General features: G+C 51.7%; 14 protein-coding genes. 12 read left to right on the top strand and 2 right to left on the bottom strand.

Annotated elements, in window-relative coordinates; translation table 11 throughout:
• The first annotated feature begins 84 nt into the window (after positions 1-84).
• The 10 genes from citC to uspG all read left to right on the top strand — a co-directional run bounded on the left by citC (position 85) and on the right by uspG (position 9,177).
• Complete coding sequence (gene citC / locus FEK43_RS14415; protein ID WP_135406187.1) at positions 85-1,143, top strand: [citrate (pro-3S)-lyase] ligase; 1,059 nt, start codon at positions 85-87, stop codon at positions 1,141-1,143.
• A 14-nt stretch (positions 1,144-1,157) separates the two neighbouring features.
• Positions 1,158-1,454, top strand: coding sequence for a citrate lyase acyl carrier protein (gene citD / locus FEK43_RS14410; RefSeq protein WP_000700703.1), 297 nt, complete (start codon positions 1,158-1,160; stop codon positions 1,452-1,454).
• On the top strand, positions 1,451-2,359 hold the full coding sequence (citE, locus tag FEK43_RS14405) for a citrate (pro-3S)-lyase subunit beta (protein WP_000622357.1): 909 nt from the start codon (positions 1,451-1,453) through the stop codon (positions 2,357-2,359). Before citD ends, citE begins: the two co-directional genes overlap by 4 nt.
• 10 nt (positions 2,360-2,369) lie before the next feature.
• Positions 2,370-3,902 carry a citrate lyase subunit alpha gene (citF, locus tag FEK43_RS14400; protein WP_096987655.1) on the top strand — a complete coding sequence of 511 codons (1,533 nt, stop codon included), beginning with the start codon at positions 2,370-2,372 and terminating at the stop codon, positions 3,900-3,902.
• A 3-nt stretch (positions 3,903-3,905) separates the two neighbouring features.
• Complete coding sequence (citX, locus tag FEK43_RS14395; protein WP_000550408.1) at positions 3,906-4,457, top strand: citrate lyase holo-[acyl-carrier protein] synthase; 552 nt, start codon at positions 3,906-3,908, stop codon at positions 4,455-4,457.
• Positions 4,432-5,310: a triphosphoribosyl-dephospho-CoA synthase CitG gene (gene citG / locus FEK43_RS14390; RefSeq protein ID WP_135406186.1), complete on the top strand. Its 879-nt coding sequence runs from the start codon at positions 4,432-4,434 to the stop codon at positions 5,308-5,310. Before citX ends, citG begins: the two co-directional genes overlap by 26 nt.
• A gap of 50 nt (positions 5,311-5,360) precedes the next feature.
• Positions 5,361-6,824: a citrate/succinate antiporter CitT gene (gene citT / locus FEK43_RS14385; RefSeq protein WP_130206459.1), complete on the top strand. Its 1,464-nt coding sequence runs from the start codon at positions 5,361-5,363 to the stop codon at positions 6,822-6,824.
• Positions 6,825-6,937: 113 nt separating this feature from the next.
• Complete coding sequence (gene rna, locus FEK43_RS14380) at positions 6,938-7,744, top strand: ribonuclease I (RefSeq protein ID WP_130206457.1); 807 nt, start codon at positions 6,938-6,940, stop codon at positions 7,742-7,744.
• Positions 7,745-7,983: 239 nt separating this feature from the next.
• Positions 7,984-8,394, top strand: coding sequence for a nucleoside diphosphate kinase regulator (gene rnk / locus FEK43_RS14375; protein ID WP_130206455.1), 411 nt, complete (start codon positions 7,984-7,986; stop codon positions 8,392-8,394).
• Between the two features lie 354 nt (positions 8,395-8,748).
• The gene (gene uspG, locus FEK43_RS14370) at positions 8,749-9,177 is read left to right on the top strand and encodes a universal stress protein UspG (RefSeq protein ID WP_130206453.1); all 429 of its coding nucleotides are present in this window, start codon (positions 8,749-8,751) and stop codon (positions 9,175-9,177) included.
• A 118-nt stretch (positions 9,178-9,295) separates the two neighbouring features.
• Here uspG and ahpF read toward each other — a convergent pair whose 3' ends face one another.
• Positions 9,296-10,861 (bottom strand): alkyl hydroperoxide reductase subunit F, encoded by a 1,566-nt coding sequence (ahpF, locus tag FEK43_RS14365; RefSeq protein ID WP_135493527.1) that lies wholly within the window; start codon positions 10,859-10,861, stop codon positions 9,296-9,298.
• On the opposite strand from ahpF, the gene FEK43_RS22845 reads away from it, so the two are divergent.
• On the top strand, positions 10,860-11,036 hold the full coding sequence (locus FEK43_RS22845; protein WP_165383272.1) for a hypothetical protein: 177 nt from the start codon (positions 10,860-10,862) through the stop codon (positions 11,034-11,036). The two genes, ahpF and FEK43_RS22845, sit on opposite strands and share 2 nt — an antisense overlap.
• Here the strand turns inward: FEK43_RS22845 and ahpC are convergent.
• Positions 11,033-11,596 carry an alkyl hydroperoxide reductase subunit C gene (ahpC, locus tag FEK43_RS14360; RefSeq protein WP_000052796.1) on the bottom strand — a complete coding sequence of 188 codons (564 nt, stop codon included), beginning with the start codon at positions 11,594-11,596 and terminating at the stop codon, positions 11,033-11,035. The two genes, FEK43_RS22845 and ahpC, sit on opposite strands and share 4 nt — an antisense overlap.
• Before the next feature lie 372 nt (positions 11,597-11,968).
• On the opposite strand from ahpC, the gene dsbG reads away from it, so the two are divergent.
• On the top strand, positions 11,969-12,715 hold the full coding sequence (gene dsbG, locus FEK43_RS14355; RefSeq protein WP_130260245.1) for a thiol:disulfide interchange protein DsbG: 747 nt from the start codon (positions 11,969-11,971) through the stop codon (positions 12,713-12,715).
• The last annotated feature ends 61 nt before the right edge of the window (positions 12,716-12,776 follow it).

Here is a 12,776-nt window from a genome sequence, read left to right as displayed (position 1 = left end):
AAAATAAAAGGTTATCAATTTGCTACATCGAACAACATTTGTTGCAAATCGATAACAACATGCACCTTCAGGATACTATTTATTATGTTCGGCAATGATATTTTCACCCGGGTAAAACGTTCAGAAAATAAAAAGATGGCGGAAATTACCCACTTTCTGCATGAAAATGATTTGAGTGTTGACACCACGGTCGAAGTATTTATTACCGTAACCCGTAACGACCGCCTTATTGCCTGCGGCGGAATTGCCGGAAATATCATTAAGTGCGTCGCTATTAGTGAATCAGTTCGTGGTGAAGGACTGGCGCTGACATTAGCCACCGAACTGATAAACCTCGCCTATGAACGGCACAGCACGCATCTGTTTATTTATACCAAAACCGAATACGAGGCGCTGTTCCGTCAGTGCGGTTTCTATACGTTAACCAGCGTACCTGGCGTGATGGTGTTGATGGAAAATAGCGCCACACGTCTGAAACGCTATGCCGAATCGCTGAAGAAATTCCGTCATGAAGGGAAGAAGATTGGCTGTATCGTCATGAACGCCAATCCCTTTACTAACGGCCACCGTTATCTGCTTCAACAAGCTGCGGCACAGTGCGACTGGCTGCATCTGTTTTTAGTCAAAGAAGACTCTTCACGCTTTCCCTATGACGACCGGTTAGATCTGGTGTTAAAAGGCACCGCCGATATTCCGCGCCTGACCGTGCATCGCGGCTCCGAGTACATCATCTCCCGTGCCACGTTCCCCTGCTACTTCATTAAAGAACAGAGCGTCATCAACCATTGTTACACCGAAATTGACCTGAAAATTTTCCGTCAGTACCTCGCGCCCGCGCTGGGCGTTACTCACCGCTTTGTTGGTACTGAACCCATTTGTCGCGTGACCGCTCAGTACAACCAGGATATGCGCTACTGGCTGGAAACACCGACCATCTCCGCACCGCCCATCGAACTGGTTGAAATTGAGCGACTGCGTTACCAGGAACTGCCGATATCCGCTTCCCGGGTACGTCAACTGCTGGTGAAAAACGATCTCACGGCTATCGCGCCACTGGTCCCGGCACCCACTCTGCATTACTTGCAGAATCTGCTTGAACACGCCCGCCAGGACGCGGCAGTTCGTCAAAAGACCCCCGCATAAGAAACAGGTGAAAAATGAAAATAAACCAGCCCGCCGTTGCAGGCACCCTTGAGTCTGGGGATGTGATGATACGCATCGCCCCACTCGATACGCAGGATATCGACCTGCAAATCAACAGCAGCGTTGAGAAACAGTTTGGCGATGCGATTCGCACCACCATTCTGGACGTTCTCGCCCGCTATAACGTGCGCGGCGTACAGCTGAATGTCGATGACAAAGGCGCACTGGACTGCATTTTACGTGCACGACTGGAAGCCTTGCTGGCACGCGCCAGCGGTATCCCGGCGCTGCCATGGGAGGATTGCCAATGATTTCCGCTTCGCTGCAACAACGTAAAACTCGCACCCGCCGCAGCATGCTGTTTGTGCCTGGCGCCAATGCCGCGATGGTCAGCAACTCCTTCATCTACCCGGCTGATGCTCTGATGTTCGACCTCGAAGACTCCGTGGCGCTGCGTGAAAAAGACACCGCACGTCGCATGGTCTACCACGCGCTGCAACATCCGCTGTATCGCGATATTGAAACCATCGTACGTGTTAACGCACTGGATTCTGAATGGGGCGTTAACGACCTGGAAGCCGTCGTTCGCGGCGGCGCAGACGTTGTGCGTCTGCCGAAAACCGATACCGCTCAGGACGTTCTGGATATCGAAAAAGAGATCCTGCGTATCGAAAAAGCCTGTGGTCGCGAACCAGGCAGCACGGGGCTGCTGGCGGCGATTGAATCTCCGCTGGGCATTACCCGCGCGGTGGAAATCGCTCATGCTTCCGAGCGTTTGATCGGTATCGCCCTCGGTGCAGAAGACTACGTGCGCAACCTGCGTACAGAACGCTCTCCGGAAGGAACTGAACTGCTGTTCGCTCGCTGCTCTATTTTGCAGGCCGCACGTTCTGCGGGTATTCAGGCGTTCGATACCGTCTATTCCGACGCCAACAACGAAGCTGGATTCCTGCAAGAAGCCGCCCACATCAAACAACTGGGCTTTGACGGCAAATCGCTGATCAACCCGCGTCAGATTGATCTGCTGCACAACCTCTACGCTCCAACCCAGAAAGAAGTGGATCACGCACGCCGCGTCGTAGAAGCCGCTGAAGCCGCCGCTCGCGAAGGCCTTGGCGTCGTTTCCCTGAACGGCAAGATGGTTGACGGTCCGGTTATCGATCGCGCCCGTCTGGTGCTCTCCCGTGCAGAACTTTCCGGCATCCGCGAAGAATAAGGCAATCAAAATGACGCAGAAAATTGAACAATCTCAACGACAAGAACGGGTAGCAGCCTGGAATCGTCACGCTGAATGCGATCTTGCCGCTTTCCAGAACTCGCCGAAACAAACCTATCAGGCTGAAAAAGCGCGCGATCGCAAACTGTGCGCCAACCTGGAAGAAGCCATTCGTCGTTCTGGTTTGCAAGATGGTATGACCGTCTCCTTCCACCATGCTTTTCGTGGTGGTGACCTGACCGTCAATATGGTGATGGACGTCATCGCGAAGATGGGCTTTAAAAACCTGACCCTGGCGTCCAGTTCCCTGAGTGATTGCCATGCGCCGCTGGTAGAACATATCCGTCAGGGCGTGGTAACCCGCATTTATACCTCCGGTTTACGCGGCCCACTGGCAGAAGAAATCTCCCGTGGCCTGCTGGCTGAACCGGTGCAAATCCACTCCCACGGCGGTCGCGTGCATCTGGTACAGAGCGGCGAACTGAACATCGACGTCGCTTTCCTCGGCGTCCCGTCCTGCGATGAATTCGGTAATGCCAACGGCTACACCGGTAAAGCCTGCTGCGGCTCCCTCGGCTATGCAATGGTTGATGCCGACAACGCAAAACAGGTCGTGATGCTCACCGAAGAACTGCTGCCTTATCCGCATAATCCGGCAAGCATTGAGCAAGATCAGGTTGATTTGATCGTCAAAGTTGATCGCGTTGGCGATGCCGCGAAAATCGGTGCTGGCGCAACCCGTATGACCACTAACCCGCGCGAACTGCTGATTGCCCGCAGCGCTGCGGATGTGATTGTCAACTCTGGCTACTTCAAAGAAGGTTTCTCCATGCAGACCGGCACCGGCGGCGCTTCGCTTGCGGTAACCCGTTTCCTGGAAGACAAAATGCGTAGCCGCGATATTCGCGCCGACTTCGCCCTCGGTGGCATTACCGCAACGATGGTTGATCTGCACGAAAAAGGTCTGATCCGCAAACTGCTGGATGTGCAGAGCTTTGACAGCCACGCTGCGCAATCGCTGGCCCGTAACCCGAATCACATCGAAATCAGTGCCAACCAGTACGCTAACTGGGGCTCTAAAGGCGCATCGGTTGATCGTCTCGACGTGGTGGTACTGAGCGCGCTGGAAATTGATACCCAGTTCAACGTTAACGTGCTGACCGGCTCTGACGGTGTGCTGCGTGGCGCTTCCGGCGGTCACTGCGATACCGCAATTGCCTCTGCGCTTTCCATCATAGTTGCGCCGCTGGTGCGCGGTCGTATCCCTACTCTGGTGGATAACGTGCTGACCTGCATTACCCCAGGGTCCAGCGTCGATATTCTGGTCACCGACCACGGCATCGCTGTTAACCCGGCACGTCCGGAACTGGCAGAACGTCTGCAGGAAGCAGGCATAAAAGTGGTTTCCATTGAGTGGCTGCGCGAACGTGCGCGTCTGCTGACCGGTGAACCACAGCCGATTGAATTCACCGACCGCGTCGTTGCCGTCGTGCGCTACCGCGATGGCTCGGTGATTGACGTTGTGCATCAGGTGAAGGAATAAGCCATGCACCTGCTCCCTGAACTCGCCAGCCACCATGCGGTTTCAATTCCCGAGTTGCTCGTCAGCCGGGATGAAAGGCAAGCACGGCAACACGCCTGGCTCAAGCGCCATCCTGTTCCACTGGTCTCCTTTACCGTGGTTGCGCCGGGTCCGATTAAAGACAGCGAGGTCACACGCCGAATTTTTAATCATGGCGTGACAGCCTTGCGCGCTTTAGCCGCAAAGCAGGGCTGGCAAATTCAGGAGCAGGCTGCACTGGTTTCCGCCAGCGGGCCGGAGGGCATGTTGAGCATTGCCGCTCCAGCTCGCGACCTCAAGCTCGCCACGATTGAGCTTGAACATAGTCATCCTCTCGGGCGTTTATGGGATATCGATGTCCTGACGCCCGAAGGCGAAATTCTCTCCCGCCGCGATTATTCGCTGCCGCCTCGCCGCTGCCTGCTATGCGAGCAAAGCGCAGCCGTCTGCGCGCGCGGGAAAACCCACCAACTGACCGATTTACTCAACCGCATGGAGGCGCTGCTGAACGATGTCGATGCCTGCAACGTCAACTAAAACCACAAAGCTTGCTGCGTCATTAATCAATGAATACGCCCTGCTGGGCTGGCGCGCCATGCTGACTGAAGTCAATCTGTCACCGAAACCAGGCCTGGTAGATCGCATTAACTGCGGTGCGCACAAAGATATGGCGCTGGAAGATTTCCACCGTAGCGCACTGGCGATCCAGGGCTGGTTACCCCGTTTCATTGAATTTGGTGCTTGTAGTGCAGAAATGGCACCGGAAGCGGTACTCCACGGATTACGCCCAATTGGTATGGCTTGCGAAGGTGATATGTTCCGCGCCACTGCGGGCGTAAACACCCATAAAGGCAGTATTTTTTCTTTAGGGCTACTGTGCGCGGCGATTGGCCGTTTGCTTCAGCTCAACCAGCCGGTAACGCCCACAACCGTTTGTTCGACGGCGGCAAGTTTCTGCCGTGGTCTGACCGATCGCGAACTGCGTACCAATAATTCACAACTGACGGCAGGTCAACGGTTGTACCAGCAGCTTGGCCTTACCGGCGCGCGCGGTGAAGCCGAAGCGGGTTATCCACTGGTGATCAACCACGCCCTACCGCATTACCTCACTCTGCTGGATCAGGGGCTAGATCCTGAACTGGCATTGCTCGATACCTTGCTCCTACTGATGGCTACCAACGGCGATACCAACGTTGCATCGCGCGGTGGTGAGGGGGGCCTGCGCTGGCTACAGCGCGAGGCGCAAACACTATTGCAAAAAGGGGGCATACGAACCCCCGCCGATCTCGATTATCTCCGGCAGTTCGACAGGGAGTGTATCGAACGAAATCTCAGTCCAGGCGGCAGTGCCGACCTGCTGATCCTTACCTGGTTTTTAGCACAGATTTAATAATTTAAGCACTTGATAAATTTGGAAATATTAATTTTCGGAGAACCCGTATGTCTTTAGCAAAAGATAATATATGGAAACTATTGGCCCCACTGGTGGTGATGGGCGTCATGTTTCTTATCCCTGTCCCCGACGGTATGCCGCCGCAGGCATGGCATTACTTCGCTGTGTTTGTGGCAATGATTGTCGGAATGATCCTCGAGCCAATCCCGGCAACAGCGATCAGTTTTATTGCAGTAACCATTTGCGTGATTGGCAGTAATTACCTGCTCTTTGACGCCAAAGAATTAGCTGACCCAGCGTTTAATGCGCAAAAACAGGCGCTGAAATGGGGGCTGGCTGGTTTTTCCAGTACCACAGTCTGGCTGGTATTTGGCGCATTTATCTTTGCATTAGGATATGAAGTTTCTGGATTAGGCCGTCGTATTGCCCTTTTCCTGGTGAAATTCATGGGGAAACGCACGCTGACGTTAGGTTATGCGATTGTCATTATCGACATTCTGCTGGCACCGTTTACACCGTCCAACACCGCGCGTACCGGGGGCACGGTTTTCCCGGTCATTAAAAACCTGCCGCCGCTATTTAAATCATTCCCGAACGATCCGTCCGCGCGTCGTATTGGCGGCTATTTGATGTGGATGATGGTCATTAGTACCAGTCTTAGCTCCTCTATGTTTGTCACTGGTGCAGCACCAAACGTGCTGGGTCTGGAGTTCGTCAGCAAAATTGCCGGTATCCAGATTAGCTGGTTACAGTGGTTCCTCTGCTTCCTGCCGGTTGGGGTTATCTTGCTTATCATTGCGCCGTGGCTTTCCTACGTGCTGTACAAACCGGAAATCACACACAGTGAAGAAGTGGCAACCTGGGCGGGTGATGAACTAAAAACCATGGGGGCGTTGACACGTAGAGAATGGACGCTGATTGGCCTTGTGTTGCTCAGCTTAGGTTTATGGGTATTTGGCAGCGAAGTGATTAATGCCACTGCGGTTGGCCTGCTGGCTGTTTCGCTGATGCTGGCGCTGCACGTTGTGCCGTGGAAAGACATTACCCGTTATAACAGCGCATGGAACACGCTGGTCAACCTGGCAACGCTGGTCGTCATGGCTAATGGCCTGACTCGTTCCGGATTTATCGACTGGTTCGCCAGCACCATGAGTACGCATCTGGAAGGTTTTTCGCCAAATGCGACGGTTATCGTCCTCGTGCTGGTGTTCTATTTTGCTCATTACCTGTTTGCCAGCCTGTCAGCGCACACCGCAACCATGCTGCCGGTCATTCTGGCGGTCGGTAAAGGTATTCCGGGCGTACCGATGGAACAACTGTGTATTCTGCTGGTGCTGTCTATCGGTATCATGGGCTGTCTGACCCCATATGCTACTGGCCCAGGTGTGATTATTTACGGCTGCGGCTATGTGAAATCAAAAGATTACTGGCGTCTTGGGGCTATCTTCGGGGTGATTTATATTGCCATGCTGCTTCTGGTAGGCTGGCCGATTCTCGCCATGTGGAACTAATACGTTCGCCAAACGCTGAATAAATCACCGCGCCCGCCAGGTTAGCCAACCTGGCGGGCTTTTTTATGATTTAATAGATAGTATTCAGTGCATGTATGAGTTCCACACCCACTATGAAAATATTCTGGCGTAACGCCGCTTTACTGGCGGCTTCTCTGCTCCCCTTATCTTCTGTCAACGCCGCTGCATTACAGGCAAAACAGTATGGCGATTTTGATCGTTACGTTTTAGCTCTTTCCTGGCAAACCGGGTTTTGCCAGAGTCAGCACGACCGAAATCGTAACGAACGCGATGAGTGTCGACTGCAAACCGAAACGAGCAACAAGGCCGATTTTCTGACCGTACATGGTCTGTGGCCAGGATTACCTAAATCGGTTGCTGCGCGTGGCGTTGATGAACGCCGCTGGATGCGCTTCGGCTGCGCCACTCGCCCAGTCCCAAACCTGCCGGAAGCTCGCGCCAGCCGGATGTGTTCTTCACCGGAAACAGGGTTATCGCTGGAAACAGCAGCTAAATTGAGTGAAGTTATGCCGGGCGCAGGTGGTCGTTCCTGTCTGGAACGTTATGAATACGCGAAACACGGCGCCTGCTTTGGTTTTGATCCGGACGCTTACTTCGGGACGATGGTACGTCTGAATCAAGAGATCAAAGAGAGCGCAGCCGGAAAATTCCTCGCTGATAACTACGGTAAAACCGTGAGCCGCAGTGACTTTGACGACGCCTTTGCCAAAAACTGGGGGAAAGAGAACGTCAAAGCGGTCAAGTTAACGTGCCAGGGTAATCCGGCGTATTTGACTGAAATCCAGATTTCAATCAAAGCTGATGCCATCAATGCGCCGCTCTCGGCAAGCTCATTCTTGCCACAACCTCACCCTGGCAACTGTGGCAAAGCCTTTGTGATTGATAAAGCAGGTTATTGAGATCCAGCGCAGCGGACGTTGATCCATCACGAAAATTTATCCCTTACGCTGTTTTTCGATTAAGATTTATACAAATCGCTCAGCATTAAGGAATTACCTGAATGTGATGTAAATCACTTCAAAGAGTGAGCAACAGTCAGTATCATCATATGAGCTAAACCCTCGCCGCCTGACGGTGAGGGTTTTCTTTTGGGTATGTTTATCTGCGACAATCGCAGTACCGACGACATGGAGTAAAAATGTCCAGACCAACAATCATCATTAACGACCTGGATGCCGAACGCATCGATATTCTGCTGGAGCAACCTGCCTATGCCGGTTTGCCAATCGCCGACGCGTTAAACGCAGAGTTGGATCGCGCCCAAATGTGTTCGCCAGAAGAGATGCCGCACGATGTGGTGACGATGAACAGTCGGGTTAAATTCCGCAATCTTAGCGATGGCGAAGTCCGTGTGCGTACACTGGTGTATCCGGCAAAAATGACCGACAGTAATACTCAACTTTCCGTTATGGCTCCGGTTGGTGCCGCACTGCTGGGGTTGCGCGTTGGCGATACCATCCACTGGGAACTTCCGGGCGGCGTTGCTACCCACCTTGAAGTGCTGGAACTCGAATACCAGCCTGAAGCCGCTGGCGACTACCTGCTTTAATCCCATCTGCACAAGCGTTATTCGCTTTGCCCGGAGGATGCTTCTGCATCCTCTTTCCGCTCAAATATCAACCAGACTTATCATTTTGCTCTTCACCGCTGCGTTCTAATCTGAACAAGTTATCCACCAGCGGATCCCCCTATGAGCGAAGCTCTCGGTATTACTGCGTTTTATATATTCATTGCAGCAATTCTTGTTGTGGCAGTGCTATATCTTGAGCAACGCTGGTAGTAGCTGACTTAATCCATTTTCCAGATCAATTGCTATCCCAGATCAAATCAACTTCGCAAATCATAGAATCATAATCAATAATATGCTGTTATATGTTCATGCAATAGCAAGGAGGGAATGCTTATGTACAAAACAATCATTATGCCAGTAGACGTATTTGAAATGGAATTGAGCGACAAAGCCGTTCGTCACGCTGAATTTCTCGCCCAGGATGATGGCGTAATTCATTTACTCCATGTATTACCGGGCGCCGCAAGCCTTAGTCTGCACCGTTTTGCTGCTGATGTGCGTCGTTTCGAAGAACATTTGCAACATGAAGCCGAAGAACGCTTACAGACAATGGTCGGCCATTTCAATATTGATCCATCCCGTATCAAACCACATGTCCGTTTTGGTAACGTGCGAGATGAAGTGAACGAGTTAGCTAAAGAACTGGATGCGGATGTTGTGGTTATCGGTTCGCGAAATCCATCGATTTCAACCCATCTGTTAGGTTCCAACGCTTCCAACGTGATCCGCCACGCCAATCTGCCGGTATTAGTCGTTCGTTAACAAATTAACGCATTTATGACGCCCTGCCCTGAGCAATCCCGGCAGGGCGTTTTTTATAAAAAAAGCCGCCAGGTTTGACCCCGGCGGCTAAGCAATTGCAGGTGAATCTTACTTCTTCTTATGCAGTTTTGGTGCGAATCAGGTAGTCAAAAGCGCTCAGAGAGGCTTTAGCACCTTCGCCAGTAGCGATGATGATCTGCTTGTACGGAACCGTCGTACAGTCACCGGCAGCGAACACGCCTTTGACGTTGGTTTCGCATTTCGCATCAATGATTATCTCACCCATACGATTACGTTCTACTGCGCCTTCCAGCCAGTTGGTGTTCGGCAGCAGACCAATCTGGACGAAAATACCAGCCAGTTCGATGTTGTGAACATCGCCGCTGACACGATCACGATATTCCAGACCTACGACTTTGCTACCGTCGCCTTTCACTTCCGTGGTTTGCGCATTCAGAATGATGTCGACGTTTTTCAGGCTGCGCAGTTTGTCCTGCAGAACCTGGTCGGCTTTCATTTCTGGGGCAAATTCCAGCAGCGTTACGTGTTCAACAATCCCTGCCAGGTCGATTGCCGCTTCCACACCGGAGTTACCGCCGCCGATAACCGCTACGCGTTTGCCTTTAAACAGTGGGCCGTCGCAGTGCGGGCAGTAGGTCACGCCTTTGGTGCGATACTGATCTTCGCCCGGAACGTTCATGTTGCGCCATTTTGCACCGGTCGCCACGATAATGCTGCGAGCTTTCAGTACCGCGCCGGAAGCCGTTTCAATCTGATGCAAGCCGCCTTCAACCGCTGCCGGAATCAGTTTGCTGGCGCTCTGGCTATCAATCACATCAACATCGTATTCATCAACGTGAACCTTCAGCGCGCCTGCCAGTTTTTGGCCTTCGGTTTTCGGCACAGAGATGTAGTTTTCGATATCAACAGTATCGAGGATCTGACCGCCAAAACGTTCGCCCATCAGACCAGTACGGATGCCTTTACGTGCGGAGTAAATTGCTGCCGCAGCCCCTGCCGGGCCAGAACCGACAATCAGCACATCGTAAGCGTCACGCTTGTTCAGCTCTTCTGCTGCACGTTTTTCAGCGCCAGTATCGATTTTGGCGACGATTTCGGAAATAGTCATGCGGCCCTGACCAAACTCTTTCCCGTTTACGAACACTGCCGGAACGCCCATCACGTTGCGATCGGTGATTTCGTTCTGGAAGGTGCCGCCGTCAATTGCAGTGTGCTTGATGCGCGGGTTCAGTACGCTCATCAGGTTCAGCGCCTGCACCACGTCCGGGCAGTTGTGGCAAGAGAGCGAATAATAAGTTTCGAATTCAAAATCACCGTCAATATGGCGAATCTGCTCCAGCAGAGACTGCGCTTCTTTCGACGGATGACCACCGGTCCACAGCAGCGCCAGTACCAGCGAGGTGAACTCATGACCCAGCGGGGAGCCTGCAAAACGCGGCCCCTGGTTGGAACCTGGGTTGGTGATCAGGAAAGACGGCTTACGCACCGGCAAGCTGTTATCTTCTTTAAAGGTGACTTTGTCTGACAGTTCTGCGATTTCAGCCAACAGTTCCTTGATTTCTGCCGATTTAGCGCTGTCATCCAGCGTGGCAATTAACTCAACAGGCTTGGTCAATTTCTCAAGGTAAGCCTTGAGTTGAGTTTTCATATTTGTGTCGAGCATGTTTATCTCCTGGGCTTTAAACATCATCATGCAAGCGGCCTTCATCGGCTACCTGGATGCAGCTTGCATCATGATGCGGGGAAGAAAATCGGGTGCCGCAGCACCCGAAGAATTAGGTGAATTTCCGAAGTATTTCGCGCCGGAGTTGGTAGCGCGAAAGACGAAGGAAATTTAGATTTTACCAACCAGGTCCAGAGACGGAGCCAGAGTTGCTTCACCTTCTTTCCATTTAGCCGGGCAAACTTCACCTGGGTGAGAAGCTACATACTGAGCAGCTTTGATTTTACGCAGCAGGTCAGACGCGTCACGGCCAATGCCTTCAGCGGTAACTTCGATTGCCTGGATGATACCCTGCGGGTCAACAACGAAGGTCGCACGGTCAGCCAGACCTTCATCTTCACGCATGTTGTCGAAGTTACGGGTCAGGGCGCCAGTCGGGTCGCCGATCATCGCGTATTTGATTTTCGCGATGGTTTCAGAGCTGCTGTGCCATGCTTTGTGGGTGAAGTGAGTATCGGTAGATACTGCGTATACGTCTACGCCCAGTTTCTGCAGTTCTTCGTAATGGTCTGCAACGTCGCCCAGTTCGGTCGGGCATACGAAAGTAAAGTCAGCCGGGTAGAAGAAGAAGACGCTCCAGCGGCCTTCGGTATCTTTCTCGGTGATTTCGATGAATTCGCCGTTTTTGAATGCCTGGTTTTTAAAAGGTTTAATTTTGGTGTTAATCAAGGACATCTATACTTCCTCCGTGTTTTCGATGAGATGTAAGGTAACCAATTTTTGCCGATTCGGCTAATGCGTTTCCATTATCAAATCGATAAGTTTTACCTTACAACCTTCGTAAGACAACTTTGTGAACTTTGCACCGCCAGCGGCGATAAAAGTAAAATGGGCCTCCTTTCCAGGTGGCCGCGTAACCTGAACTACCCTTTGGTATCTTCAGCGCCTGTTCAGCAGGCTGCGGTGTTGCGATGACGACCGCAATGCCGAGAAGGATTACAACACCCTCATAAACAAAGGGCAATCACCTATTCTAAGCTCTTACCTATGACAGTGATAGGTTATGCCTTTTACTCAAATTTTGCACTGACTGAAAAGGACAAATTAATGTTAAAAAAGATAATTTTTTTTACCCTGCTACCGGGAATCGTTTACGCCGAAGAGCTTCCCGCCCCCGTAAAAGCGATTGAAAAACAGGGGATTACGATTATTAAATCGTTCGATGCGCCAGGCGGTCTGAAAGGTTATCTGGGGAAATATCAGGACATGGGGGTCACTATCTACCTTACGCCAGACGGTAAACATGCCATCTCTGGCTATATGTACAACGAAAAGGGAGAAAACCTCAGTAACGCTCTTATTGAAAAAGAGATTTACGCGCCTGCCGGACGCGAAATGTGGCAGCGTATGGAACAATCAAACTGGCTACTTGACGGTAAAAAAGACGCGCCGATCGTGGTTTATGTTTTTGCCGATCCTTTCTGCCCATATTGCAAACAATTCTGGCAACAAGCACGCCCGTGGGTTGAGGCCGGTAAAGTACAGATTCGTACTTTGTTGGTTGGCGTGATAAAACCAGAAAGCCCCGCCACCGCAGCGGCAATCCTCGCGTCTAAAGATCCGGCAAAAACGTGGCAAGAATATGAAGCATCTGGCGGCAAATTAAAGCTGAACCTCTCCGGGAACGTTACACCTGAACAGATGAAGATTCTCAGTGCCAACGAGGCGTTGATGGACGAACTGGGTGCAAATGTCACCCCTGCGATTTATTACATGAGCCCAGAAAAAACATTACAGCAGGCTGTTGGATTACCAGATAAAAAGACCTTAAACATTATTATGGGGAATAATTAACATTCAATTCATGGATAACTGAAATACATATCACTTTTCAGTTATCCAAATAATAGCAAGT

Origin of the sequence: Escherichia sp. E2562 (genome assembly GCF_005781075.1) — a bacterium.
Taxonomy (GTDB): Bacteria; Pseudomonadota; Gammaproteobacteria; order Enterobacterales; family Enterobacteriaceae; genus Escherichia.
This window is presented reverse-complemented; position numbering and strand designations above follow the sequence as displayed.

Excerpts from the sequence above, each read along its gene's own strand:
- citC (WP_135406187.1), top strand. The coding sequence starts at position 85 with ATGTTCGGCAATGATATTTTCACCCGGGTAAAACGTTCAGAAAATAAA.
- citD (WP_000700703.1), top strand. The coding sequence starts at position 1,158 with ATGAAAATAAACCAGCCCGCCGTTGCAGGCACCCTTGAGTCTGGGGAT.
- citE (WP_000622357.1), top strand. The coding sequence starts at position 1,451 with ATGATTTCCGCTTCGCTGCAACAACGTAAAACTCGCACCCGCCGCAGC.
- citF (WP_096987655.1), top strand. The coding sequence starts at position 2,370 with ATGACGCAGAAAATTGAACAATCTCAACGACAAGAACGGGTAGCAGCC.
- citX (WP_000550408.1), top strand. The coding sequence starts at position 3,906 with ATGCACCTGCTCCCTGAACTCGCCAGCCACCATGCGGTTTCAATTCCC.
- citG (WP_135406186.1), top strand. The coding sequence starts at position 4,432 with ATGTCGATGCCTGCAACGTCAACTAAAACCACAAAGCTTGCTGCGTCA.
- citT (WP_130206459.1), top strand. The coding sequence starts at position 5,361 with ATGTCTTTAGCAAAAGATAATATATGGAAACTATTGGCCCCACTGGTG.
- rna (WP_130206457.1), top strand. The coding sequence starts at position 6,938 with ATGAAAATATTCTGGCGTAACGCCGCTTTACTGGCGGCTTCTCTGCTC.
- rnk (WP_130206455.1), top strand. The coding sequence starts at position 7,984 with ATGTCCAGACCAACAATCATCATTAACGACCTGGATGCCGAACGCATC.
- uspG (WP_130206453.1), top strand. The coding sequence starts at position 8,749 with ATGTACAAAACAATCATTATGCCAGTAGACGTATTTGAAATGGAATTG.
- FEK43_RS22845 (WP_165383272.1), top strand. The coding sequence starts at position 10,860 with ATGTTTATCTCCTGGGCTTTAAACATCATCATGCAAGCGGCCTTCATC.
- ahpF (WP_135493527.1), bottom strand. The coding sequence starts at position 10,861 with ATGCTCGACACAAATATGAAAACTCAACTCAAGGCTTACCTTGAGAAA.
- ahpC (WP_000052796.1), bottom strand. The coding sequence starts at position 11,596 with ATGTCCTTGATTAACACCAAAATTAAACCTTTTAAAAACCAGGCATTC.
- dsbG (WP_130260245.1), top strand. The coding sequence starts at position 11,969 with ATGTTAAAAAAGATAATTTTTTTTACCCTGCTACCGGGAATCGTTTAC.